General features: G+C 36.5%; 25 protein-coding genes. 4 read left to right on the forward strand and 21 right to left on the reverse strand.

Features of this window, described 5'->3' with window-relative positions; genetic code table 11:
- Positions 1–132: 132 nt before the first annotated feature.
- From WAX78_RS19030 to WAX78_RS19055, 6 genes are all read right to left on the reverse strand, one after another.
- A complete protein-coding gene (locus WAX78_RS19030) occupies positions 133–1,227 on the reverse strand; it encodes an anti-sigma factor domain-containing protein (RefSeq protein ID WP_336483572.1) in 1,095 nt (364 codons plus the stop codon).
- Entirely contained in the window at positions 1,220–1,942 is a 723-nt protein-coding gene (gene sigI, locus WAX78_RS19035) for an RNA polymerase sigma factor SigI (RefSeq protein ID WP_336483573.1), read from the reverse strand. Before sigI ends, WAX78_RS19030 begins: the two co-directional genes overlap by 8 nt.
- Positions 1,943–2,017: 75 nt before the next feature.
- Positions 2,018–3,319 carry a DUF5667 domain-containing protein gene (locus WAX78_RS19040; RefSeq protein ID WP_336483574.1) on the reverse strand — a complete coding sequence of 434 codons (1,302 nt, stop codon included), beginning with the start codon at positions 3,317–3,319 and terminating at the stop codon, positions 2,018–2,020.
- Positions 3,320–3,617: 298 nt separating this feature from the next.
- Positions 3,618–3,890 (reverse strand): ribosome small subunit-dependent GTPase A, encoded by a 273-nt coding sequence (locus WAX78_RS19045; RefSeq protein WP_336483575.1) that lies wholly within the window; start codon positions 3,888–3,890, stop codon positions 3,618–3,620.
- A 188-nt stretch (positions 3,891–4,078) separates the two neighbouring features.
- The gene (locus WAX78_RS19050) at positions 4,079–4,504 is read right to left on the reverse strand and encodes a VOC family protein (protein WP_336483576.1); all 426 of its coding nucleotides are present in this window, start codon (positions 4,502–4,504) and stop codon (positions 4,079–4,081) included.
- 67 nt (positions 4,505–4,571) lie between these two features.
- On the reverse strand, positions 4,572–5,072 hold the full coding sequence (locus WAX78_RS19055; protein WP_336483577.1) for a DUF1648 domain-containing protein: 501 nt from the start codon (positions 5,070–5,072) through the stop codon (positions 4,572–4,574).
- Between the two features lie 139 nt (positions 5,073–5,211).
- Between WAX78_RS19055 and WAX78_RS19060 the strand changes: the two genes are divergently transcribed.
- A complete protein-coding gene (locus WAX78_RS19060) occupies positions 5,212–5,427 on the forward strand; it encodes a spore germination protein (RefSeq protein ID WP_336483735.1) in 216 nt (71 codons plus the stop codon).
- Positions 5,428–5,547: 120 nt separating this feature from the next.
- Here WAX78_RS19060 and WAX78_RS19065 read toward each other — a convergent pair whose 3' ends face one another.
- A complete protein-coding gene (locus WAX78_RS19065) occupies positions 5,548–6,804 on the reverse strand; it encodes a M48 family metallopeptidase (RefSeq protein ID WP_336483578.1) in 1,257 nt (418 codons plus the stop codon).
- A 154-nt stretch (positions 6,805–6,958) separates the two neighbouring features.
- On the opposite strand from WAX78_RS19065, the gene WAX78_RS19070 reads away from it, so the two are divergent.
- A complete protein-coding gene (locus WAX78_RS19070) occupies positions 6,959–7,543 on the forward strand; it encodes an SCO family protein (protein WP_336483579.1) in 585 nt (194 codons plus the stop codon).
- A 53-nt stretch (positions 7,544–7,596) separates the two neighbouring features.
- Here WAX78_RS19070 and WAX78_RS19075 read toward each other — a convergent pair whose 3' ends face one another.
- From WAX78_RS19075 to WAX78_RS19120, 10 genes are all read right to left on the reverse strand, one after another.
- The gene (locus tag WAX78_RS19075) at positions 7,597–8,502 is read right to left on the reverse strand and encodes an AraC family transcriptional regulator (protein WP_336483580.1); all 906 of its coding nucleotides are present in this window, start codon (positions 8,500–8,502) and stop codon (positions 7,597–7,599) included.
- Between the two features lie 583 nt (positions 8,503–9,085).
- Positions 9,086–10,021 carry an ATP-grasp domain-containing protein gene (locus WAX78_RS19080; protein WP_336483581.1) on the reverse strand — a complete coding sequence of 312 codons (936 nt, stop codon included), beginning with the start codon at positions 10,019–10,021 and terminating at the stop codon, positions 9,086–9,088.
- 155 nt (positions 10,022–10,176) lie between these two features.
- Positions 10,177–11,250: a sulfate/molybdate ABC transporter ATP-binding protein gene (locus WAX78_RS19085; RefSeq protein WP_336483582.1), complete on the reverse strand. Its 1,074-nt coding sequence runs from the start codon at positions 11,248–11,250 to the stop codon at positions 10,177–10,179.
- Positions 11,251–11,272: 22 nt separating this feature from the next.
- The gene (gene cysW / locus WAX78_RS19090; RefSeq protein ID WP_336483583.1) at positions 11,273–12,133 is read right to left on the reverse strand and encodes a sulfate ABC transporter permease subunit CysW; all 861 of its coding nucleotides are present in this window, start codon (positions 12,131–12,133) and stop codon (positions 11,273–11,275) included.
- Positions 12,134–12,148: 15 nt separating this feature from the next.
- Positions 12,149–12,961: a sulfate ABC transporter permease subunit CysT gene (gene cysT / locus WAX78_RS19095; RefSeq protein WP_413789213.1), complete on the reverse strand. Its 813-nt coding sequence runs from the start codon at positions 12,959–12,961 to the stop codon at positions 12,149–12,151.
- A gap of 62 nt (positions 12,962–13,023) precedes the next feature.
- Positions 13,024–14,070, reverse strand: coding sequence for a sulfate ABC transporter substrate-binding protein (locus tag WAX78_RS19100; RefSeq protein ID WP_336483585.1), 1,047 nt, complete (start codon positions 14,068–14,070; stop codon positions 13,024–13,026).
- Positions 14,071–14,296: 226 nt separating this feature from the next.
- Positions 14,297–15,829: a fatty acid--CoA ligase family protein gene (locus tag WAX78_RS19105; RefSeq protein WP_336483586.1), complete on the reverse strand. Its 1,533-nt coding sequence runs from the start codon at positions 15,827–15,829 to the stop codon at positions 14,297–14,299.
- Between the two features lie 496 nt (positions 15,830–16,325).
- Positions 16,326–16,832 (reverse strand): hypothetical protein, encoded by a 507-nt coding sequence (locus WAX78_RS19110; protein ID WP_336483587.1) that lies wholly within the window; start codon positions 16,830–16,832, stop codon positions 16,326–16,328.
- 630 nt (positions 16,833–17,462) lie between these two features.
- The gene (locus tag WAX78_RS19115) at positions 17,463–18,452 is read right to left on the reverse strand and encodes a lipoate--protein ligase (RefSeq protein WP_336483736.1); all 990 of its coding nucleotides are present in this window, start codon (positions 18,450–18,452) and stop codon (positions 17,463–17,465) included.
- A gap of 9 nt (positions 18,453–18,461) precedes the next feature.
- Positions 18,462–19,196 (reverse strand): MBL fold metallo-hydrolase, encoded by a 735-nt coding sequence (locus WAX78_RS19120; protein ID WP_336483588.1) that lies wholly within the window; start codon positions 19,194–19,196, stop codon positions 18,462–18,464.
- 189 nt (positions 19,197–19,385) lie between these two features.
- Here WAX78_RS19120 and yhfH point away from each other — a divergent pair, with 189 nt between their 5' ends.
- Positions 19,386–19,514: a protein YhfH gene (gene yhfH, locus WAX78_RS19125; RefSeq protein ID WP_336483589.1), complete on the forward strand. Its 129-nt coding sequence runs from the start codon at positions 19,386–19,388 to the stop codon at positions 19,512–19,514.
- A 38-nt stretch (positions 19,515–19,552) separates the two neighbouring features.
- On the opposite strand, the gene WAX78_RS19130 is transcribed toward yhfH, so the two are convergent.
- A complete protein-coding gene (locus tag WAX78_RS19130; RefSeq protein ID WP_336483590.1) occupies positions 19,553–20,566 on the reverse strand; it encodes a LacI family DNA-binding transcriptional regulator in 1,014 nt (337 codons plus the stop codon).
- Between the two features lie 399 nt (positions 20,567–20,965).
- On the opposite strand from WAX78_RS19130, the gene WAX78_RS19135 reads away from it, so the two are divergent.
- A complete protein-coding gene (locus WAX78_RS19135; protein WP_336483591.1) occupies positions 20,966–21,493 on the forward strand; it encodes a DinB family protein in 528 nt (175 codons plus the stop codon).
- A gap of 144 nt (positions 21,494–21,637) precedes the next feature.
- Here the strand turns inward: WAX78_RS19135 and WAX78_RS19140 are convergent, their stop codons facing one another.
- The 3 genes from WAX78_RS19140 to WAX78_RS19150 form a co-directional block, all read right to left on the reverse strand.
- Positions 21,638–21,865, reverse strand: coding sequence for a DUF2187 family protein (locus WAX78_RS19140; RefSeq protein ID WP_336483592.1), 228 nt, complete (start codon positions 21,863–21,865; stop codon positions 21,638–21,640).
- Between the two features lie 467 nt (positions 21,866–22,332).
- Complete coding sequence (locus WAX78_RS19145; protein ID WP_336483593.1) at positions 22,333–23,301, reverse strand: carbohydrate kinase family protein; 969 nt, start codon at positions 23,299–23,301, stop codon at positions 22,333–22,335.
- Positions 23,302–23,316: 15 nt separating this feature from the next.
- The gene (locus WAX78_RS19150; protein WP_336483595.1) at positions 23,317–24,789 is read right to left on the reverse strand and encodes a glycoside hydrolase family 32 protein; all 1,473 of its coding nucleotides are present in this window, start codon (positions 24,787–24,789) and stop codon (positions 23,317–23,319) included.
- Positions 24,790–24,842 lie beyond the last annotated feature (53 nt).

Here is a 24,842-nt window from a genome sequence, read left to right on the forward strand (position 1 = left end):
ACAACATGTGTCGTCGTGTCGTAATACCTACATTTGCGTCACTATATGAAATTCAGTATTACATATATACCCTATGCTTTTAAAATATTCTATAGATTTTTCTTTCTCCTCATGTTTTAGAGAAGAAACTTATTAGTCTTCTTTTCCATGACCATTCTCTTCTTGTTTATGCTTTTTTTCTTCTTTTTTCTGCTCTTTTTCATAGTCCTTCTGTGCTTTTTTTTTCTCTTTTTCATAGTCTTTCTGTGCTTTTTTTTGCTCTTTTTCATAGTCTTTCTGTTCTTTTGTTTGCTCTTTTTCATAACTTTTCTGTTCTTTATTCTGTTCCTGATATTCTTTTTTCTGTTCTTTATCGTTGTTTTCTTCCTGATGCCCATTATTTCCTTTTGGTTGCTGTTGCTGCTGTCCCTGGGATTGCTTTTGTTCTTTTTGCTCTCGTTCCTCATCTCTTCCTTCCTTTACAGAAGACGAATTCGATGATGAATTTGACGATGAATTCGGTGATGACTCTGGTTGCGAATGTATCTCCGGAGGATGTTCCTCCTGATTATACGACGGTGCAGGAGGAACAGGCGATTTCTTCTTCTCATTTTCCTGCTTTATATAAACACCCGTGCTAACCCCAGCTTTTTGTGCCTTCTCTCGCACTTGCATAGTACTTTCTTGATATACAACTGTAATATGTTGTGCATCATACTCACTCTTTAATCCTTGCATAGCCTTCTTCAACTGCGGCTCTAGCGATTTTTCCTTCGCAACAGCTGTTAACATGACTTGCTTGTCATTCGTTAAGTATCCATCCTCTTTACTTAGCTTTACAATGGTATGTATTACGTCCTGCAAAGATTGATTTTTCCACTGTTTCATTTCTTTTAAAATGTGCTTTCCATCATCATTACAAGCTCGCAATTCTATAACGCGAAGATCTTTTGTCACACTCGCCTCTAAACTTGGATTAATGTCAATAGAGACATAAGCAAGCGCTTTTTCTTCTGGTTGATTGAATAAAAACAGAAATAAACATAGAACACAAGAAACAAGCAGCGATACAGGCTTTAAGAAAGAAGGGATTGAAAAACGCGGTACTCTTTGTTCTTGTTCGTTAAACGAGACTTCCTCTCCAATCATATAAGAGTGCGATTTTCTTTTAAACGTGATAAATTCTCCATCTGTAGTTAAAACAACTACGCTGCGCTTTTGTATATCCATCACAATCCCTTTATTCATCATTCTTCCCCTCTCTTATATAATCAAGAATGTATGTATAGTTGTTTACAAAGATAATACACATTGCAATAATGTATTTTCTATGCCTCTCCAACGTTTTCCGGCTTGCTCTAACACGCGGTTCAATTTGTTTAAGTGGTAATTTTTTCTTTCGGAACAACTCTTCTATCATTTCCTCTTCTTTTATAATAATCTTTGCAATTTCTATTAAGTGCTCACGCGTATCACGATGCTTGGGAGATTCCTTAGCAAGCTCTACAAACGTGATTTTAAACTCAGCTAGCACACTTTGAAAATGAAGAATTTCCTCCTTACGGTTACTATTTTCTATCTCTTTCATATACTCCGTAAGCGATGCCTGCATTTCTACCATTTCCTCTTGCTGGTCTTCTTTTAAAAAGACGAGATTATGCCTAGACTCCTTGCGTATATAGTCAATTACATCTCTTTTTATAAGAAGCTCAGCAAACGCCAGAAAAGATTTTCCTTTTTTATATGAATATTGTTCAATTGCTTGATTAAATGCAAACAACCCAACGCTATATTCATCATCCTGCTCCGTAATATACCTGCGGCAGACAGTCGAGATTGATTTTCGAATAAAAGGCCTATACTGTGCGATAAAAGCTTCCTTATCACCGTCATTGTTTTGAATGTTAAATACTATATCTTCTATGGCCGGTTTTTTTATGATTTTCATCACTAAACTTAACACTAGTAATCCCCCTCCCCCCTTTTGCCGCAAATGGCAAAATGGTCACTAAAGAAGTGACCATTATACCACATTTACTTACTGCTTTTCTTTGTGCTTTTCTTCTTGCTTGTCGTGACCAACTTTTTTACCGTTGTCTTGTCCTTGATGATTACCGTTGTCTTGATGATTATCGTTTCCTTGATTATTATCGTTTTCTGTTTGACCCTTGTGGTTTGATTGCTCATGCTTCTCATGGGAAACAGCCGGTTTATGTGCTGGTTGTGCTGGCTGTGCCGGTTGTGCTGCGTGCGCTGGCTGTGCTGGTTGTGCTGCGTGCGCTGGCTGTGCTGGCTGTGCCGGTTGTGCTGGCTGTGCCGGTTGTGCTGCTTGTTCTGATTGCGCTGCTTGTTCTGGTTGTGTTGCTTGTTCTGGTTGTGCTGGCTGTGCCGGTTGTGCCGGTTGTGCCGGTTGTGCCGGTTGTGCCGGTTGTGCCGGTTGTGCTGGCGTTACTTCTGTATTTTGATCTGCTTTCTTGCTTTCTTTTGCAAGATCAGCCGCTTGTTTTTCTTGTGCTTTCTCTATTTTCGCTGCAATCTTTGCAAAACTCTTCTCTATATTTTTTGCAATTGCAGCTTTTGCTTTCGGATTTTTCACTTTATCAAGCACTTTTGCTAATGCTTCGATGTTGTTTCCAATATGTACTTTTACTTTTTCCGTCTCGCTTTTTTCTTTGTTAGCAGGTTTTTTTACTTCTTCTTTCTTTACTTCAGTAGACTTCTCTGCTTCTGTTTTCTCTTTGTCAGCAGGCTTTTCTGTTTCTTCTTTCTTTACTTCAGTAGACTTCTCTGCTTCTGTTTTCTCTTTGTCAGCAGGCTTTTCTGTTTCTTCTTTCTTTACTTCAGTAGACTTCTCTACTTCTGTTTTCTCTTTGTCAGTAGCCTTTTCTGCTTCTTCTTTCTTTACTTCAGTAGACTTCTCTACTTCTGTTTTCTCTTTGTTAGCAGCCTTTTCTGCTTCTTCTTTCTCGTCTCCTGAAAGCTTATCTGCTTTTTCTAAGTCTTCCGCTGCTTTTCCTAATGTATCTTGTGTAAAATCGTCTTTTCCCTTATCGATTAATACACCCGCTTCAGCAATTCGTTCCGCAGCTTGCTCAGACAATAGCTTTGCCTTATCTAAATCGTTTGTCGCAAGAGCCATTTTAATATCTTCCACCATCGTTTTCACGAAATAAAAGAAGTCGCCTTGTACTAGAGATGGTTTTGCTGTCTCTGTTGGTTTTGCTGTCTCTGTTGGTTTTGCTGCGTCTGTATTTTCGCTAGCATACGCCGCTGTTCCCATCAGAAACGGACTGCATGCCATCATAGTTACCATAGTTCCTTTTAATAGTACATTTTTCATCTCTTTTTTGCCTCCATTTGTTTTCTTCGCTATACATATTCGGAAGGAATGTAAATTTTATAGGGGTCAAAGAAATATTTTTTATAAAAATGGCTATTTAAAATAATATTGTTGATTTCAGCAAAAAGGAAGGGAACCCCTATTTATGGAGTTCCCTTGTTCCGTTAAAGCACCCAATTATTAAATAAAAAAATCAGTCAACGGCTATGTTGAACTATCGTGTTAATTATTTATCCCGCTATTCGTGGGCAGTAAGACCCCCACTGATGGAAGTTTCACTTTATCAATTTCATCTTAACTAAGGTTTTTGAAAGAGTTTCAGTTGTTTCATATAGTCAACAGCCTTTGTTTTATTCTTTTGTCTAGAAACGTATTCTGCCTCGTTTCTATCTCTATAATAGCTATTAAATTTATCTTCAGAAAGAGTGCCGTCAGAAATGGCTTTTTTTACTGCACAGTGTGGCTCGTTTGTATGTGTGCAATCAGAAAACTTACATCTCCTGGATAAATCTGCTATGTCTTCAAATCCAAAATCTAAGTTTTCTTCAGGGTCTATCATTTCAAATCCCATTCTACTAAAATTCAATCTCTTCACCTACTTTTAATAATGTTTAACAATAGACATCTTATATTGCTAGTCCCCAAAACGTTTTATCCCGCATTAACAGAATGGCAAATAGCGATTATTCTGTAAATTCTGATAATATAACCTTATCATACGTCACTTCCTTTGAGAACAGACAGCTTTCAACAATCATTTTATACAGTTTCATCCCACACCGACCAAGCAACTTCGAACATATTTCCATCTAAATCCCAAAAATAAAAATACTTAGCTTCGTTATTTCCTAGTGTTACAATTTCTTCTACTCTTACATCTTTTTCTTGTAAAGTACGGTACGTCTCTTCAATGTTAGAACAATTCATCGCAAAAATAGGAAACGGTAAACCATTTCGTACATATTGACCTGCTGGTTCATTTTCTGTTTCAAATAATAAGAGCGCAACTTTCCGTAATCCTCCAAAGTGAAATACCGCTACTTCTGAATTTTTATATTCTTTTCGATCAACAAATTGTGCTTTTCGTTCTAGACCTAATACACGTTCATACCATTTCACTGCTTTTTCAAGATTTCTTACCGGAACATAAACATGACCCACTCTACTAAATAAATCTTTTCCCATAAAACCTCCCTCTCTTTCCATTTTTAGTAATTTGCATTCCCTGATCGAACGTTAGCTTTATACTCTTTTAAGGAGTAATTTTTTCTACCATCCGTAAACTTCTTACAATATAAAATATCATTGTGCTAAATAATACAATAAGAAATATAACAAAAGAAATAGTAGAGAACCCAACTTCTCTATGCATAGCAATTTGTACATTTTCCCATGTACTATATACACCAAATATAATAACCTCAACTTGTAACCACCCTAATAATGTACGCGAGTGAATATATAATCGCTGTTTCTGTTCTTCTGTAACATGAGGAGGATAATTAAATAACTCAGGAAAGCGACTTAAAACATGAAATAAGATATATAATCCTAGACCAACAATCGGATGGATAAAAATATTCCCTTTTTCGCCAAATCCATCCGCTTCTCCATTCAATCCGAAATGAATTGGAATCGTATGCGATAAAGACGGCCAAATAAAACCAATATATGTAAGCATCACAGCAATTCCAAAAAGTGATAAGCCATCCAACCATCTTTCAAGATTTGTTTTTGGCACAATCTTTTTCACTTCGATCCCCCCTTGCTTTCATTTTACTATATTTTCCATAACCGAAGGAAGAATATCTTATTCTTATTTTTCATAAACAATCTTTATTTTTTTATAAACAGCATACAATGAAAATAAAAATAAAATAGAGGTGAAGACCATGCCCGCAATTGTTGACAGCATTATCATTTCAAATTGTAAGGGGAATGTAAATTTAGGTGATCAATATAATGTAACTCCTCTATTCCGAAATAAAGAATATCATGGTTCTGGATCATCAACTACAGCAAAAACATTAAAAGTTTTTAATGGAGTTAGTACCGCAAATGTATTTGATAATGATCTAAGCGATCAAGATAACTCATTTACACTGTAATAAGAAAAGAACAAGTAGATTCTAATAGACATCTACTTGTTCCTTTCGAATTTTGGTCTTAATAAAGTAAAACTTCCCTCAGTGGGGTAATGCGAGATAAACAATTGCTGCTCTTAACAATTATTTCTTCTTATACTCCTCAAACGTATGAATTCTCTCAAAAATTGGCGGATGCGTATACAAGAAAAATTTCACCAAAGCCGGCGGGTTCACCTGACTTAAACTCGTCTTCGATAAATATTGAAATGTTTTGACCCCCGACTGATTATCCTTCGTCATGTCTAATGCATATTGATCAGCTGCTCTCTCTTCAACGCGCGATACGTAATTTGTCGCAGGACTTACCGCAAAGGAAAGCATAGAAGATACAAGAAAAAATAGTGGTAAAACTGAGAAACTGGCTACTTTAGAAATATGCAGCGTATCTCCCCACTTACGAATACACGCTTGAATAATGCGGTAAATGAGATACATGCCAACGAAAGTTAAGACAATATAACTTCCAACGCCCCAATATATATGCTTCATCACGTAATGACCCATTTCATGTGCCATAATAAATAATATCTCTTTATCTTTTAACTGCTCGAGCGTTGTATCCCATAAAACGATGCGAGAATTTGAGCCAATCCCCGTTACATATGCATTTAACGCGTTTGTTTTCTCTGACATATTCACTTCATACACATGCTCCGCTGGAATCTTTGCTTTATCTGCTAATGTTAATATCTTTTTTTCGAGCTCCTTATTATGCAGCGTAGAAAAATGATTATATAGCGGATCAATAACGACCGGCTGAATGAACGTTAAAAAGATAGTGAATGGAACTGAGAGCGCCCAGCCATATAGCCACCAACGTTTAGGATATTTTTTAATCAGCCATAACAGCACAGAAACAACGAGAAACATAAGCAAAAAGTTGATCCAAAAATCAAGTACATGTTCCTTTATCCAATTTGCTGTTGATTGTGTAGAAATACCATAATCAACAGACACTTGGTGACTAATCCATTGCAACGGCAATGCTAGCGCTGTTGTCACTAACGATAAATAAAACAAATAAATCGCAATTTGCAGTACCCGTACTTTCGTTGTCTCTTTCGCCCATTTTTCAAACCGCTTTGATACACCAAAAACAAGTACGAATAATAAAACAACCCATTGCAGCGGCGTTGCTAAGAAAAATAATAAATTTTTTACTCGAGAATAATCTTGGCTAAGCGTAAGCTCCCTTGCATTCATAAATGTTGCTGGATCTGCATTCGTTCCTTTGTACATTTCTGGTATCATCTCATGATTCCATCCAAACAAGTACCAATATATAAATAAAGCAAATAGGGCATACAAAAAAAGTGTCCACCTTATAACTTTTCGCATATTTTTTCCTCCTCATCGCTGCCTGTCTATTATTATTGTAGTTCGTTCCTCGAAAAATAGAACAAGCTAATACGATGAATTGTCATGTAATATTCACTCATTCCCTCCTCATTTTTCAGATTTTTCTTATAAAATAAAATTGGGAGGGATTGGTATGAAAAAGTTGTATATTACTTTTACGTTAGGACTTATTATTGCAATCGGTATTGGCATTTTTTATTTTACCAGTTACCAAAAAGCATCAGCAGAGATGCCAAAAGGAATTATCATGGAAGATGTAAATGGAACAGCGGTATCATTTGATATGCTGCCAAAAAAATTAAAATTAGTAGAGTTTATGTATACAAAATGTCCGGATATTTGCCCTGTTACAACATATAAAATGAAACATTTACGAGATGAACTTGTGAAAGAGAAAGTTTTCGGAACAAAAATCGAATTTATTACAATTACCATTGATCCGAAATATGATACGAAAGAAGTGCTAGAAAATTACTCCAAAACGTTTGACATGAAACAAACGAAAGGTTGGCATTTGCTGCGCGGTGATGAAGAAGAAACGAAACAACTAGCCGAATCTTTTAACTTCCGCTACCGTGATCCTGGAAGTGGTCTTTACATTCATACTTCAAATTCTTATCTATTAGACGAAAATAATCGTTTAATCGAAGTATTTGGTATGGGGGAGCGGGGGTTTGATAGTAAGAAAGTGTTAGAGAAAATTAAAGCGGCAATGTAAAAAAGTTTCCTAGCATCTAGGAAACTTTTTTATGTGTACTTTTACTTTTACTTTTACTTTTTCTTTTGAACTGGCAGCCAAATCTCTAGTTGTACAAGATCTTGCTTATCAGCATGAGAGCGCTCATCGTATAATTCAAACTCGACAACGCCGGAATGCTCATAGCCAGAATGCGGGAACCACTCTGTAAAGATTGCATTCCACGTTTGCTGAATAGATGGTACCATTTCTTCCTCGGGAACTTTTGGTGTTGTAAATACAGCGTACGTTGCTTCAGGGAATGTGCGGCACGTCAGCTCACTTGATACACCATCAAAGCTTGTTACTTCCATTCCAATAATATACGTAATCTCACCTGTTTCCAAATTAAAATCAGTACACATCCCTAACTCAACGAACTCATTCGTATGCTTACGGTTTGGAATGTTTTCCGACAAATTATTTTGCAAATAATGTTGCCACATCGCTGGAATATCTGTTAGATTTTTTCCGTCTTTACCCGTTGTCTTCATTTCATATCCAATTACTTGAAAAGCTGGCTTTGTTTCTATACGAAATTCCATTTTGATTCCCCCTAAATACGGATTAAATTTGCGCTGCATCACATTCACTTTGGAATATAACGGCGTTCGAATCTCTTGCTTTCGATATGCACTCGGCGTCATATGAAACAGCTTTTTGAAGGCGCGTGTGAACGTTTCATGAGATTGAAAGCCATGCTCTAATGCAATATCAAGAATTTTCCCCTCTGTATGAGAAAGCTGATAAGCTGCCCGGGCTAGCCTTCTCTTTCGTACATACTCCATCACAGAGTCTCCTACGAGTGCTTGAAACACGCGGTGGAAATGAAACTCCGAAAATCCTGCAATGCGAGCAAGGTTCGCTAACGTTTGCTTTTCCATCACATCTTCTTCAATAGAATCTATTACCTTTTGAATTTGCATTTCATAACTTTCCATCTCTGTTCACCTGCCTTATATGTATTATGATAAAGAAGAATGGAATTTTCTTCTTGATGTTTTTTGCTTTTATTTTATGGAATTTTGTAACTTTCCCAGAATTTATCCGTAGTTATATATGGAGAGGGCGAGAAACACAATCATCAGAGCACATTTACAAGTTGCATATGAACGATTTATTTCCGTATCTTGCAGGTGGAAGGCTTACTTCCCAAAAGTAGCGGGATAAAGATTGTCTTTCTTTTACTTTGTTTCCCCAAAGAACCTTTTCATAAAAATTTTCATAAGATATTTTTTGATTTCTTTTCAATATAAATCCAAAGATAATAGATAGTCCAAAACAGAATAGGTACCAAGCATACATAATATCGTCTATCAGCTGAAAGATAATAAAGTAAGAACAGTCCAATGATAAGGGTTGGAACTAATAGTATAAAATACTTTTTTTTGTGCATTTTCTCACTCCCTCCAAACGAGTATTCTTTTATTTTTGAACTTTCATTTTAATCAGATATCAATAGAGTTATGTAACATAGCTAATAGAAAAGAAAGCTACCCTATCAGTAGCTTTCTTTTCTATCTATTATAATTTCTCCAATTCACTACCAAGAAACTTCGCAATCTCTAACATACCGTATTTCCCAACTACTGCTTCAGCATCAGCATTGTAGTTTGTGTTCGTATTAATATCATAAGTGAAAATTTCACCATCAGCATTTCGAATGAACTCAATGCCAGCGATCGCTATATCGTTAGCAGCCAAAACTGCTTCATATTTTTGAATAATTGGGTCATTAAATCCTTCAATAATTTGAAACTTCGGTTTTTCCGGAGCTTTCTCTCCAACTGGACAGAACAAATCGCCAATCTGACAAGCATCAGCTGGGCATAATTCAAAACCTTTTGATGTATCTACTTGTACTGCATACACAAACTTTCCGCCTACAAACTCGCAACGCGTAATATAAGGCTCAGGAGCTTGTATATATTCTTGAATTAATGTAATACCATCTACTGGCTCTTCAAATGCCGCGCTTTCTACATAATCTTTTAAAGAAGCAACAGACTGGAACAGTTGAACCCCTAATCCTTTTCCAGCACGGTTATGCTTCGTAATAAATGGACGTCCTTCAAATTGAGCTGCCGCTTCTATAATATGATCCTTCCCAACAGCCGCAATTGTCTTTGGCGTACGAATTCCTTGAGCATTTAGTGCCATATATTGTGCCACTTTACTTACTTCAAGTTGCAATGCTCTGCTTCCATTGAACACCTTTCGATTATGTTGTTCTAACCAAGCAAGTACAGCAGCAGTAAGCTCCGGTGCAAAACGGTGATTTCTCGTATGAGAAGAAGCGCTCATTCGGTTATAAAATACACCTTCTGGCGGAACAGAAGAAAGATCAACAATACCTTCGTCTAAATGCCATTCTTCATATGGAAGTCCTAGTTCTTCTAACCTTTTCGTAAGATGAGTTGTCCACTCCTTATTTTCATGAATAATGTGAATTTTCCCCACAGAGATACCCTCTTTCTAGATGTAATAGTTTCATTATACTATTTTTACTACTCAGCAAAATAATAATTTTGCGATAAAATTATAGCATAAGCAAAAAACGAAAGATGACAAGGCATCTTTCGTTTTTTGCTAAATGAATAGCTAATGTCAAACTCTTAAATCACAAAATCCTCTGGAACAAATACTTTCACTTCTTTCGGACGCACATATACTACCTCGCCTGCCCGAACATGTAACTGTGCAAATTGCTCCTTACCTACTTCCGCTTCTAAATACTCTCCCGTTCCTAAACGCTGCAATTCAATATATACAACCGGACCGACTGCATGTATATATGTTACTCTTGCTTGAATTGCATCTTCACTTTGTTTTGTACGTTCAATAGACAACTGATGCGGACGCACATAGGCAATCGCATCTGTATCTGAAACATGCGTATGTTCCGGCGCTTCTAGTTCAATAGATCCTAAATTCAGTTTTCCTTTATGAACACGACCATGAAATAAATTTACATTTCCAAGAAAGTCATATACAAATGGGCTAGCTGGATTATCATACACATCTTCTGGCGTCCCCATTTGTTCAATGTGTCCTTCGTTCATTACAACGATTCGATCCGCAACATCTAATGCTTCTTCTTGATCATGTGTTACAAACACACTTGTAATATGAAACTCATCATGTAATTTCCGGAGCCATCTCCGCAGCTCTTTACGTACCTTTGCATCCAATGCACCAAACGGTTCATCAAGAAGCAAAATCTTTGGTTCAACTGCCAAAGCTCTCGCTAAGGCAACACGCTGTCTTTGACCACCTGATAATTGAGCCGGATAACGCGCTGCAAAACCATCCATCTTAACAAGCCTTAGTAATTCAAGAACCTTTTCTTCTATTTCTGCTGGAGACGGTCTTAATTTCTTTTTTCTTACTTTCAATCCAAAAGCCACATTTTCAAATACATTCATATGTTTAAAAAGAGCATAATGTTGAAACACAAAGCCAACTTGTCGATTTTTCACATGAGTATGAGTTAAATCTTCCCCATCAAATAAGATTGATCCTTGATCTGCTTGTTCTAGCCCTGCAATAATTCGTAATAACGTTGTTTTCCCAGAACCAGATGGGCCTAGTAGCGCAACGAGTTCCCCTTTCGGAATTTCTAAATTAATTTCCTGCAGAGCTTGAAACGTACCATATTGCTTCCATACATTATGAATTTGAATACTCACTCTATTCCATCTCCTTTCTTATCTATTGACGTCCTTTCCATTCAATCCAGTTCTTTATAATTAACGTAACAACCGCAAGCAGTGACATTAAAGAAGCAACGGCAAATGCAGCGGAAAATTGATATTCGTTATATAAAATTTCAATATGAAGCGGCATCGTATTCGTAACACCTCGCACATGTCCCGATATAACAGAAACAGCTCCAAATTCTCCAATCGCACGGGCATTACATAAAATCATGCCATACAGTAAACCCCATTTTATATTCGGCAGTGTAACGCGCAAAAACATTTTCCAGCCGCTTGCTCCAAGTGATAAAGCTGCTTCTTCTTCACTTGTACCTTGTGCCTCCATAACAGGAATTAATTCGCGGGCTACAAATGGGAATGTCACAAAAATAGTGGCAATTACAATACCAGGCACAGAAAAAATAAGCTTCACACCATGCTCCATTAGCCATGCCCCTAGCTCACCGCGAGGCGTAAATAACAATACAAAAACTAACCCGGCAATAACCGGCGAAACAGCAAAGGGGAGCTCAATAAGCGATAAAAGAAACTGTTTCCCTCTAAACCGAAATTTTGTAATAAGCCATGCTGCTGCCACACCAAATATCGTATTAAGCGGAACAACAATTAGGGCAACAATAATCGTTAGACGAATAGCAGAAAATGCTTCACTATCTGTAATCGCTGCAATGTACACATCTATTCCATGTTCAAATGCTTTCATGAAAATCGTGATTAACGGTAACAGAAGAAATAAAGATAAATATATAATTGTCACCGCAATCAAAATAATGCGGATTACTTTGGATTCCGCAATAGGTACAGGTGCCTGAACTGTTCTTTGTTTTATCGGTTTAAATAATGACGGTTCCATCCTTTCGTCCCCTTTCTATTCATTTCGCAATCCATGTTTTTGACTCCATCCCTGAATGATATTAATAGTAAAAAGGAAGAAAAGAGAAACAATCAGCATAACAGCCGCCACAGCTGTCGCACCTGCATAATCATATTGCTCAAGTTTTGTCATAATCATTAGCGGAGCAATTTCCGTTTTGAACGGCATATTTCCGGCAATAAAGACAACAGATCCGTATTCCCCTAGCGCCCTTGAAAAAGCTAGCGAAAACCCTGCTAATAAAGCAGGAAAAATTTCTGGAAAAACAACTTTCCAAAATACTTGTAAACGTGATGCTCCTAAACTGGCCGCTGCTTCTTCCACTTCTTTATCAATATTTTGTAATACAGGCTGAACCATGCGCACAACAAAGGGTAATCCAATAAAAGTTAGAGCAACGATAATACCAAGTGGAGTAAAGGCTATTTTTATATGAAACACATCAAAAATTTTTCCAATCCAGCCGTTTTGAGAATACAAAGTAGTAAGCGTAATACCAGCAACCGCGGTTGGCAAAGCAAAAGGCAAATCAATTAATCCATCAAGCAGCCGTTTTCCCGGGAACGAGTAACGAACAAGTACCCAGGAAATTAATAGGCCAAAACAAACATTTATAATCGCCGCTGCAAGTGAAGTTATAAAACTAATTTGATAAGCATGCAGTACTCTTCCACTTGTGATAACTTGAAAGAATTTGCTCCATCCTAACTGAGAAGTTTGAATAAAAACGATAGATAATGGTATTAGGACAAACAAACTTACATATAACATCGTAAATCCAAGGGAAAGCCCAAATCCGGGTAAAATTTGCCCTTGCTTCCTATTACTCTTCCTCACATTCCTTCACCTCATTGCGTCATCTGCATCTATTATTTTTGGTAGATTTTATCAAAGACACCTCCATCATTGAAATGCGTTTCTTGTGCTTTTTTCCACCCTCCAAACACTTCATCTACTGTAAACAATTGTACTTTTGGGAACTGTGATGCATATTTTTCAGCTACCTTTTGATCTCGAGGACGGTAAAAGTTTTTCGCCGCAATCTCCTGTCCTTTCTCCGTATATAAATATTCGAGATATGCTTCCGCTACTTTACGTGTTCCCTTTTTATCAACCACTTTATCCACGACAGCCACTGGAGGTTCAGCAAGAATACTAATAGACGGTGTAACAATTTCAAACTTGTCTTTCCCTAGCTCTTTTTGTGATAGCAATGCCTCATTTTCCCAAGCAATAAGAACATCCCCAATCCCTTTCTCCACAAAGGTAGTCGTTGCACCGCGCGCACCTGAGTCTAGCACTGCTACATTTTTATATAGCTGACTTACAAATTCTTTTGCTTTTTCTTCACTACTGTTGTGCTTCTTTAATGCATAACCCCATGCCGCTAAATAGTTCCAGCGAGCTCCTCCTGATGTTTTTGGGTTTGGTGTAATAACAGAAACCCCTTTCTTCGTTAAGTCATCCCAATCTTTAATCCCTTTCGGATTTCCCTTTCGCACAAGAAATACGATAGTAGACGTGTATGGAGTTGAGTTATTAGACAGACGTTTCTGCCAATCCTCAGATAACAGCTTTTTCTTGCTAATCGCGTCGATATCATACCCTAATGCTAGCGTCACAACATCTGCTTCTAACCCATCAATGACCGAGCGTGCCTGACTGCCTGAGCCTCCGTGAGATTGCTTCACGGTAACCGTCTCACCAGATTTTTCTTTCCAATACTTTGCGAAATCTTTGTTAAAGTCTTGATACAATTCCCGAGTTGGATCATAAGATACATTTAAAAGTTCAATAGACTTTCCTGATTCCGATTTACTAGTAGATGTTGTCGAAGCACATCCTGATAACAGCAGCAACGTCGATAACAAAACGCCTGCTCCCTTTGTAATTGATGTTTTACCCCACATCTTCATCTATGCCCCTCCTTGTTTCATACAATAGAAAAAAGGCACACAATCTTTTCACAAAGTGAACGTTGTGCGCCTTCAGTTTCTCTGATCAGCTTCTATTGTTTCATTTTTCAATTATTTCTCTTTATTCTAAATACACAATTCCTATATGTCAACTAAGAATTCGATCTATTATTCCACGACAATTAACAAAAAATAGCAGCTCTAATATGACGAGCTGCCATTTTTTTTATGCTTGCACCGCTTTCTCTTTTAACGCCCTTCTCAAAATCTTTCCTGTCGTATTTTTCGGAAGCTCTTCTAAGAACTCAATACTGCTTGGCACTTTATATTTCGCAAGATGCAACGAACAGTACGCCATAAGCTCTTCCACTGTAACAGCATTCGTTTTCGGTACAACATATGCTTTCACTGCTTCACCTAAACTTTCATCTGGGACGCCGATCACAACAACTTCAGTAACAGCTTCATGCATATATAACACTTCTTCTACTTCACGCGGGTAAACATTATATCCCCCAACAAGGACGATATCTTTTTTCCGGTCTACAATATAAAAGTAACCTTCTTCATCCATTTTTGCTAAATCACCTGTATACAGCCAGCCATCACGAATTGTTGCGGCTGTATCTTCCGGCGCTTTGTAATAGCCCTTCATTACGTTGGGGCCGCGAACGATTAATTCCCCAACCTCGCCAACTGGTACCTCCTCACCCATTTCATTTACAACTTTGTTTTCCACATTCTGAACATTCGTTCCGATTGAACCTGGCTTACGCGGACGATCAAGTGGATTAAAACAAGTTACAGGCGATGCCTCTGATAATCCATATCCTTCCGAAACAATAACACCATACCTTTTTTCAAAGTTTGTAAGAAGGGCAACAGGCATAGACGCACCGCCAGAAATACAAAAACGAAGTGTATGAACATCTTCTGCACTCGCACCCTCATACAAATATAAATAATTATACATTGTTGGTACTCCAGCGAATATAGTTGCTTCATATGTACGGCAAATGCGGAATACTTCTTTCGGGCTAAACTTTGGCAACATTAAAATCGTGGCGCCGTTTACAATCGGCGCATTAACAGCAACCGTTAAACAGAATACATGGAACATCGGAAGCGCTGCAATTACACGATCATGCTCTGAATACTGTAAATACGAAGCAACATCGCTTGCATTACTGTATAAATTTTTGTGTGTTAACATTGCTCCTTTTGGCTTTCCTGTCGTTCCAGATGTATATAAAATAACAGCAACGTCTTCTTCTTGTATATCTGGACCTTGAAAAGCGAGATCTCCGCTCGCTACTAAATTCGTAAACGTTTTCATTTTTTCGGTTTCTTTATGAGTTGAATCTGCTGAGGTTTCACAAATGATGATGTTCTCGATAGAAGGAAGTCTTGATGTAAGTGATTGCATAACTGGTAGAAGGATGTCGAGTGTGATGATTGCTTTAACGTCTCCATTTTGTAAAATGTAATATAGTTCATCTGGTGTATAAATCGGATTGACTGGAATAACGGTGGCTCCTGCACGCATTGCCCCGTATAAACCGATTAAAAAGTGCGGTGAATTCCCAACAATTAATGCGACATTGTCTCCTTTTCCAATGCCCATGTTTGCTAAACTACTAGAAAACTTTGTGACTAATCCGTTAAATTGGTCATACGAAACCGACTGATCCTGAAAAATATAAGCCGGCTTGTCCCCTTTCTTTTTCACCGTTTCGGCTAATCTTTGAACGAGATTCACAAAAACCCCACCTTTTATAAAATTTTAAAAATTCTAAATACATTATATTAAAAGAAAATTAATGGTGCAAGTTACATTTCATTGAACATATATAAAAAACAACCATACGTCAGATTAACGAGTTCGGTTTAGGAGTACAAAAACTTTATTAAACAATCAATTTTCGATTCAAATCGCACAGGATTTGAACCTTTTGTTTTTGTTGGTTTAATAAGGTTTTTTGGTAATTGATGTATAAATTAGCATACTAATTAACAGAGTGACAATGTTCAATGTCATATGTGCGAAATGCATGCTAAAATTAGTTCCAAATATTATTGCTAAAACATAAGTGAATTTGATGAGGTGAATAAGGATGAACTTTATTAAACCGAAAAACAATTTGATTTGAACGATATAATTTATTTTAAATAATTATAAAAGAGCTTGGAATCCCAAGCTCTTAATGTTTTTTATTGGTTATTGGTGTTTCATTACTTCAAAGGTTTAGCAATAATTACTTTATAGTAACACCCAAAATTTTGGCAACAGTATTTAGGTTATCTCGATTCACTTTGATGAGTTCTGCAATTTTTGTGTTATTTTTGCTCGTTATGGCATCTTGCAGCTCATCGTATTTTCCGTGAATGTCTTCAGCATATGTTTTGCCCTTTTTCTCTGTTAATGGAGGTAGAATTGCAGCATGAAATTCATCGTGAAGATTACCAGCAAGAGTAGTAGCAGACGTATAATCTCCCTTGTTAACATCTTGCTCAATTGTTGTAAAGCCATTAAGTTCATCTTGGAATGCTTTCGCTAAAGATTGTTGATTCCCCATTTCCATTCCTTTCATCGAGTTATCCTGGTCGGATTTTGGAGCTTGACTACTTTGGTTAGACTTATTATTGTTTTGTGACGTTCCACAACCTGCAAGACTTAGTGCTAGTAGTGATCCTAGAATTACTGCAAATCTTTTTTTATTCATTTTTTTCCCCTTCTTTTTTTGATTATTAAATTTACCCACATCCAAATTCCTGAGATACTTAGCACAATCATGCATATTGCTCCTAAATCGGTAAGCCAAACTATTGAAGTGTTCCCAACACTACCAGAATGTAAGGCAAAAATAAACTTTTGCAACTCGAACGCAGTATTGGAAGCATAACCAATAAGAGAACGGTGATTTAGCAAGATTCCAGTAATGGACATAATTAGAACTAACAAAGAACCAATTAATCCAGCGGTATGGTGTACCATTTTTAAAATTTTATACATAGTAACACTCGCATTTTTTTATAGTATTTACGTGATTTAATATATCATATCTATTTTTTAAAAAATAATGGAAAACCCTGCAAAAATTAATCCAATAAAGTAGACAAATAGCTACAAAGTGATTATTCAGTACTGTTGGATATTATCTCCATTAAATAACGTCTTTATTAACCTGGACATAACGTAATTATCAAATTAGCTCGATTGGCGTGTTTTCTTTCTAAAATTATGCCAATTAATTTGTTATTTGTACTACGAAATAGCAATAAAAAAGGTATGCGAAATCATCTGCGATTTGGCATACCTTTTCATATGTTTTTTAATGTTTGTACTTCAAAACTGAACTACTTAACGTAAGATAAGGCTGTTTCTTATATCATTAAAAGAATAAAGATAAGAAATCTTCTTTTGTTATATTACCAAAATAACGTGGCACTTCTACATCTGCTAGCGCCTCAGCAAATGCCTCCTTATCAAACACCTTACCTCTTAAACGCTCTTCAATGTCATGTACATCTTCAACACCGAAGAAGTCCCCGTAAATCTTACATTCAGAGACTACACTTTTCTGTACTTCTAACCGAACATCTACTTGTCCAACTGGGAAACGGTGTGAATGCTGCAAGTTAAATTTTGGAGACTTCCCGTAGTTCCAATCCCAATTTCGATAACGTTCTTCTGAGATTTTATAGATTTCTTTCCAATCTTCTTCCGTTAATTCATATGTTGGAATTTCATTTTCCCCTTCAAAAATATTTTCTAAAAGCAGCTGTTTAAATTCTTCAATTGTAATTTTCTCACTTAGAAATTCTGCAATATTTGCAACGCGGCTGCGAATGGATTTAATTCCTTTTGATTGAATCTTATCCATTTTTACATTTAATGCAGATACAACATGGTCAATTTCAGAATCAAATAATAACGTACCATGACTAAACATACGGCCTTTTGTCGCGAACTGAGCGTTACCAGAAATTTTTCTTCCTTCCGCTAAAATATCGTTACGACCGCTTAATTCAGCGTTAATACCTAATTTCCCAAGCGCTCTTGTTACCGGCTCTGTAAACTTCTTAAAGTTATTAAAACTATCTCCATCATCTTTCGTAATAAAGCTAAAGTTTAAATTTCCTAAATCATGATACACAGCGCCTCCTCCAGAAAGACGTCTTACAACATGAATTCCCTTTTCACGTACATAATCCGCATTAATTTCTTCTGCTGTGTTTTGATTCTTTCCAATAATGATAGATGACTCATTGATATAGAACAGTAAGTACGTTTCGTTAATATTTAAGTTTTTCACACAATATTCTTCAATCGCTAAGTTAATCGTTGGATCTGTAATCCCTTTATTATCAATAAATAACATCATTTCACCTCAAGATTCCCAAACGTAACCGCTATGAGCAAGCACCGTGCGGCCGTTAAAAATTTGTTTTGCTTCCGCAACTAAATCAGATAAATTACCTGCATGCGGCAAATGAGTTAAAAGCAGCTCTCCTACATTTGCTTGTTTTGCAATTTCTCCTGCTTCTGTACTATTCATATGCCCAGCTTTGGATCCATCTTGATGCGCATACATGTTACATTCACAAATAAATACATCTGCATTTTGTGCAAATGAAACAAACTTTGGCATGTAACTAGAATCTGCTGTATATACAACTGTTTTCTCACCTGCTGTAATACGCATCGCAAAACATATAGCAGGATGCACTGTTTGTAAGAAGGAAATGGAAAATGGACCAATTTGTAATGTGTCCGCTGGGTTGTAAGGAACCCCTTTTGTATACGGTATATGTGTTAACGATGCAAAACCTTTTGCATCAAAGGTATGGCCATAAATCGGCAGTTCTGGTAATACACGATTTGTCATGCTTGTAATTAGGCGAGCATATTGAAGTACCCCAATATCAGCAACATGATCGTGATGATAATGTGATAACAGAACAGCATCTATATCAGAAGGAGTTATGTATTTTTGAAGCTGTGCTAGTACACCGCTGCCACAGTCGATAAGTAAACGAAAGCCATCATGTTCAAATAAATATCCAGACGTTGCCTCTCCCGCTTCTGGAAAACCGCCCCAAAAGCCCACAACTGTCATTTTCATATGTATTCACCCTTTCTAATCCACTAATCATTGTTTTACATACCTTGTTTCACTTTCTATTCTACATTCTTAACTATAATGGATTTTCTACACATTTTCATTATTTTCAAATTTGTTATAAAACAGTTGTTGACTTTAATCATTTGTACTAATACAATAATACTAACAAATGGAAATGGAGGGATTTACATGTTAGATCAACCGATGGAGTTCTTTAGAAATTTACCGGCAAAAACTTGTTCCCAATGCGGAAAAGAGATTGATGAGCAACACGAGGCATATCACAACAAATGCGAGGATTGTACTCACGAAGATTAATAGATTGTAAATATAAAAAACCTAGCAGACATCGTCTACTAGGCTGGCATCATTGTACTTTTCACCGTTGACCCTTTCACCAAGAGCTCCAGTTCAAACTCGTACACTTCTTTATTTCGATAATTTTTCGTATGAATCTTATCCATCATCAGTTCAACAACTTTACGCGCCATTTCATCAATTGGCTGATCAATTGTTGTAATACCTGAGTCCGTAATTTGTGATAAGAACTGATTATCAAAACCAACTACAGCTAAATCATCAGGAATGCTCCAGTTGTGTTTGCTTGCTTCTGTGATAATTCCTGCTGCGACTTCATCTCCCCCTGCCAAAATAGCGGTAGGATTTTTTTTGTCTTGCAGAAGCTCATAAAACATATTTTTTCCATCTTCAACAGAGTAAGCGCTTTCAATGAAATCAATCGACTCAACTTGTTTGCTTTTCTCTGTTACAGCACGCAAAAAGCCCATTTTTCTCTGCTGGCTTACCACCTTTGTCTCTTTCCCCCGACAGAAGACAAGATGACGATATCCTTGATCTAACACATGCTTCGCTGCTATGTAAGCTCCTTGTGCATGATCAAAGTTTACAGTTGGAATATTTGCTTCTTCAATATATTCATTGCATAAAACAATTGGTCCATGCTGTAAATAAGGCTCAACATCCTCCCACTGATTTTCAAGTGAACATAAAATAATTCCATCTACTTGTTTCGTAGATAACAATTGTAAATACTCCATCTCTTTTTCTGGTAAATATCTTGTTTGACAAATAATCAGTTTATATTTATGATCTGAAGCGACAATTTCAATTGCCTCAATAAATTTACTGAAAAAAGGATCCGTCACACGCGGAACCAACACTGCAATCGTTTCTGTCTTTTGCTTACGAAGTCTTCTCGCTGCAGAGTTAGGAACAAATCCAAGGTGTTTCATCGCTAATTGTACTCTCTTTTTTTTCTCTTCCGATACATACGGATGGTTATTAATTACCCGAGAAACCGTTGTTCTTGATAACCCCGCTAATTTCGCTACGTCCTCGATCGTCGACACGAAATTCTCCCCCTTTGAATGAAAACGTTTTCTTATTTAGAATTATATAGTATATAATTGGAAACTGCAAGACACCTTAGAGGAAAATTACTATATTGATATTGTAAAACTTAAAAACTAGTAAATTAACTTTATAACTGCAGGAAAAAACACTCTATAGTTCGAATATATTTTGATGTTGTAACTAGAGCTTATAAATCAAAAAAGGATGGTATAGATGAATCGAACGGATCGTTTACTTTCCATTATCTAGAATTGCAACAAAAAAGAATGATAACAGCAAACGCTTTAGCAAAAAAATATGTACTTTTTTATTTTTACTACCGACATAATGGTGTCAGCAATACTTATTTATTAAGAGAAAAGAGCTTAACTATTATAAGAAAGGGAGTATGTAACATGAAAACAAGTACAGTTTTGGAGAAGTTTGAAGAGTTAGCAACATACTATATAAAAGAGCTGGAGAAGTATCCATTAGAACTATTCATACAAAAACCTTCCGATGAAGAATGGTCACTTGGACAAATGTACAATCATCTCATTTTATCAGCTTTCCATATGCAAATAGCAGCTATTGAAAAGTGTGCAAACAAAACAGCTGCTATTGGCGGAGATAAAACAGACGCCGGAGAAAAAATTTACGCAATGGGAGCATTTCCTCCCATCCAAATTAAAGTACCTGCTCACCCTGCATATACACCAAACAATCCAACGAATAAAGAAGACATGAAACAAGGTCTATTACAACTTATTGAAAAAATGAAAGAAATTGAACCAAAATTATCAGCTATTCCAAACGATTATAAAATAGAGCATCCGCGTTTGGGTTATTTAAATGCAACGGAATGGTTTCAACTTATTCATATGCATTTTCAGCATCATCTTCGTCAAAAAGAAAGACTTGATCTTTTACACGTTAATGGGTAAAGATTTCTCCTTTACCACGATATATCGTTATCCAAAATACAAAAAGCTAGCACTTTGCTAGCTTTTTTTTGAAGAGACTAGGAACCCCTACTGAAAGGGCTTTCAAAATTTATTTCCTCTAATGGAGAATGTTTATCGTATTCATCATGAAACATTATCTCTCGAAATTTCTATTTTCTTGTACTGATCATGTTTTACCACTTGGCGAACTTCGATATCTTGATGCTCTTCATTCTTTAACATTTCTGAAACATCTACAACAACTGTATTTATTAAAATGTTTACTACATATCCAGTTAATTTTAAGGATGAGTTATCACGATAAGGAAACTGAACATAATCCCCAATGTTTACTTTGTTCATTTGTTCCATAATAAAAACCTCCTATATGTACTTTATGTTTTTTCTTTATAGTTGTTTCAGTTTTTCCGCCTATTCTTCCTGCATAATAATACACTTTATTAAAAATTATGCGAAAAATATCTGGAAATGCAAAGAAATATGCATAAAGTGAAACTTTTTTCTTCATCTTCCACTGACAGAAAGCCCGCCCAATTGAGCTTTTATGGAATCGAAAATAACACGGAAGATCTTATTTTTGGCGTTAGAATAGGAAACACATTTGAGTTCTGGAATTATAGTTGGAACAACAAAGGAAGAAATTACAAAAAATATGGACCATTTACGTGGGTAATGTTAATTATGGCATATATCGTTCTCGTAAAAAAGAAAAAGAAGATAACCATCTATCATATATAGTTGGTTATCTTCTTTTTGTTCTTTGTGTATGAAATAGATTTACTTATTTAGGTCGAATCCCCTTTTTATTTAGTTACATGTCAATCTTGAAGTAACTTATAAATATCTTCTTTTACGGGAATAGACGATATTGCTCCTTTTCCTGTTGTAGTAAGAGCTCCGCTTGCATTTGCAAATGTTAATATCTCCTGCGAATGCATATACAGCACCTCTTCTAAATTTTGTTGCCCTACGTTTTTCTCTAACAATTTATACAAGAAACCACCAATAAATGCGTCTCCTGCACCTGTTGTATCCTGCACTACAACACGATATCCATTAGATTGATACCATTTATCCTTCATATATAATTCCGCACCTTGTGCTCCTTTTGTATAAATAACAACTTTTACATCTCCTACAAACAAAGACTCAATCGCCTCTTTTTCATCGGAAATACCAGTAATAAACGTCAGCTCTTCATCTGAAATTTTAACAATATGTGCAAGCGGAATAAATTCCAAAATCGTCTTTCTACAATCTTCCGCATGCTTCCAAAGCGGGAGGCGTACATTAGGGTCGAAGCTGATAATCCCCTTGTTTTCTTTCACAGAACGAATTGCCTTCACATGTGCATATTTCATTGGACTTTCTACTAAATCGACGGAACAAAAATGAAGAATATCACCTTTTTCAAACCAGCTTTCCTCTATTTCATTTTCATGAAACAACAAATCTGCAGAAGGATTGCGATAAAAGGAAAAATCACGTTCTCCATCTTCGCGTAATGAGACGAAAGCAAGGCCTGTATTAGCTTCGTTCGTTCTTGTAACCTTGTCTGTATTTACACCTACTTCTTGTAATTGTTCTAAAAGGAAATCACCAAATGCATCTGTACCTAACTTTGTAAGCATATATGAGTTTCCTCCATACTTTGCAACTGCGGCTGCTACATTCGCAGGTGCTCCTCCAGGAACTCTTTGAAATTCTACTACATCTTTTAGAGCCTTTCCTTTTTGAACAGGAATGAAATCAATTAAAACTTCCCCGATTGCATATAAGTTCTTCACACATTCCACCTCTTCTTATTCATAATCCCATTTGGTTGCTTGTAATAATACACTGCCTTCTTCAGCAAAAAAATGAATTTCTTTGCTGTCGGTTCTTGGAAATATCCGACCGGTAAATACCTCTTCTCCATCATTTATAAAAATCTCAACAGAAGATGTATCTACAAATAAATGAAACTTAATCGTTTGTGCATCTACTGAACATTTCCTCTTTGTTCCATAAGATTCTCCCACAGCTTCTCCTGAATGTGTGCGATCTAGTATTACTTTTCTCTCTAGAGCATGATACTTAACTACTGTTCTCTCATTTTCACTCACTCGAAATGCAATTCCATATTCAGTTGCACTCTCATTTGTAAACTCACAAATCATTTCATATGCTGTTCCTGTAAATCCCTCATACATTTTCTGTTCATTGCAGATCATATCTTTTATTTTATATTGCTGTTTACGAAGTGCTTGAAGTTCTTTTACCGGGCGCTGAATAAGCTTGTCTCCTCGAACAAGTAATTCTCTTGGTAATGTCAAACAATGCGCCCAACCATTTTTATCAGTTGGATAATTTATTTCTGGCAATCCCATCCATCCTACTAAAATACGCCGTCCCTCTGTATCTAGCATTGTTTGAGGAGCATAAAAATCAAATCCTCTGTCCAGCTCCTGGAAGGAACCATGTGACATAGATAATTGTTTCACATCCAGCTTGTCTCCAAGAATATAGCCAGATTGATAAATATTATGATAGTGATCTCCTTTAGGTTTTAGACCTTGCGGGGAAAAAAGAAGAACTCCTCTATCATGTAGCTCGAAATAATCTGGGCATTCCCACATATAACCGAAATGATTCAAATTTATTTGCAATTCTCCTTCATAGCTCCACTGCAGTAAATCAGGCGATCGGTATAATACTACACATCCTGTTTCATCTTCTCGTTGTGCTCCAATGACTGCATAAAACATTTTACCCTTTTTCCAAACCTTCGGATCACGAAAGTGGTCTGTATACCCATTCGGAACTTCTTGAATGACAGAATGCTCTAACTTGTTAATTTTTCCCGTTTCATCCATAATAGCAATACATTGATAAGGTTTTCTTACCCATTTTTCATCACGAGTATTACCAGTGTAAAATAAGTACAACTTCCCTTCATGCTCAATTGCACTTCCAGAATAAGCGCCATGGCTGTCATAATCATTTGTCGGTTCAATCCCTATACCAAAATTTTCCCAATGAACAAGATCTTTTGATTTCGTATGATACCAATACTTTAAACCATGCACAGGGCCAAGCGGAAACCATTGATAAAACAAATGGTATTCACCATTATAATAAGAAAATCCATTCGGATCATTTAGCAAACCCGTTTCTGGCTGTATATGAAACGTTTGCCGCCAAGAACAATTATTTACTCTTGCTTGTAATTTCTGAATTTCTTCTAAGCTTACCTCCTCAATCCGGCGATAACGCTGTTCCCTTGTCCATACCATTTCTATCAAACTCCCTTAATAAATAGAGGAGAATGAAACCATCCTCCTCTTAC

The organism is Bacillus yunxiaonensis (genome assembly GCF_037104695.1).
In the GTDB taxonomy this organism is placed as follows: Bacteria; Bacillota; Bacilli; order Bacillales; family Bacillaceae_G; genus Bacillus_A; species Bacillus_A yunxiaonensis.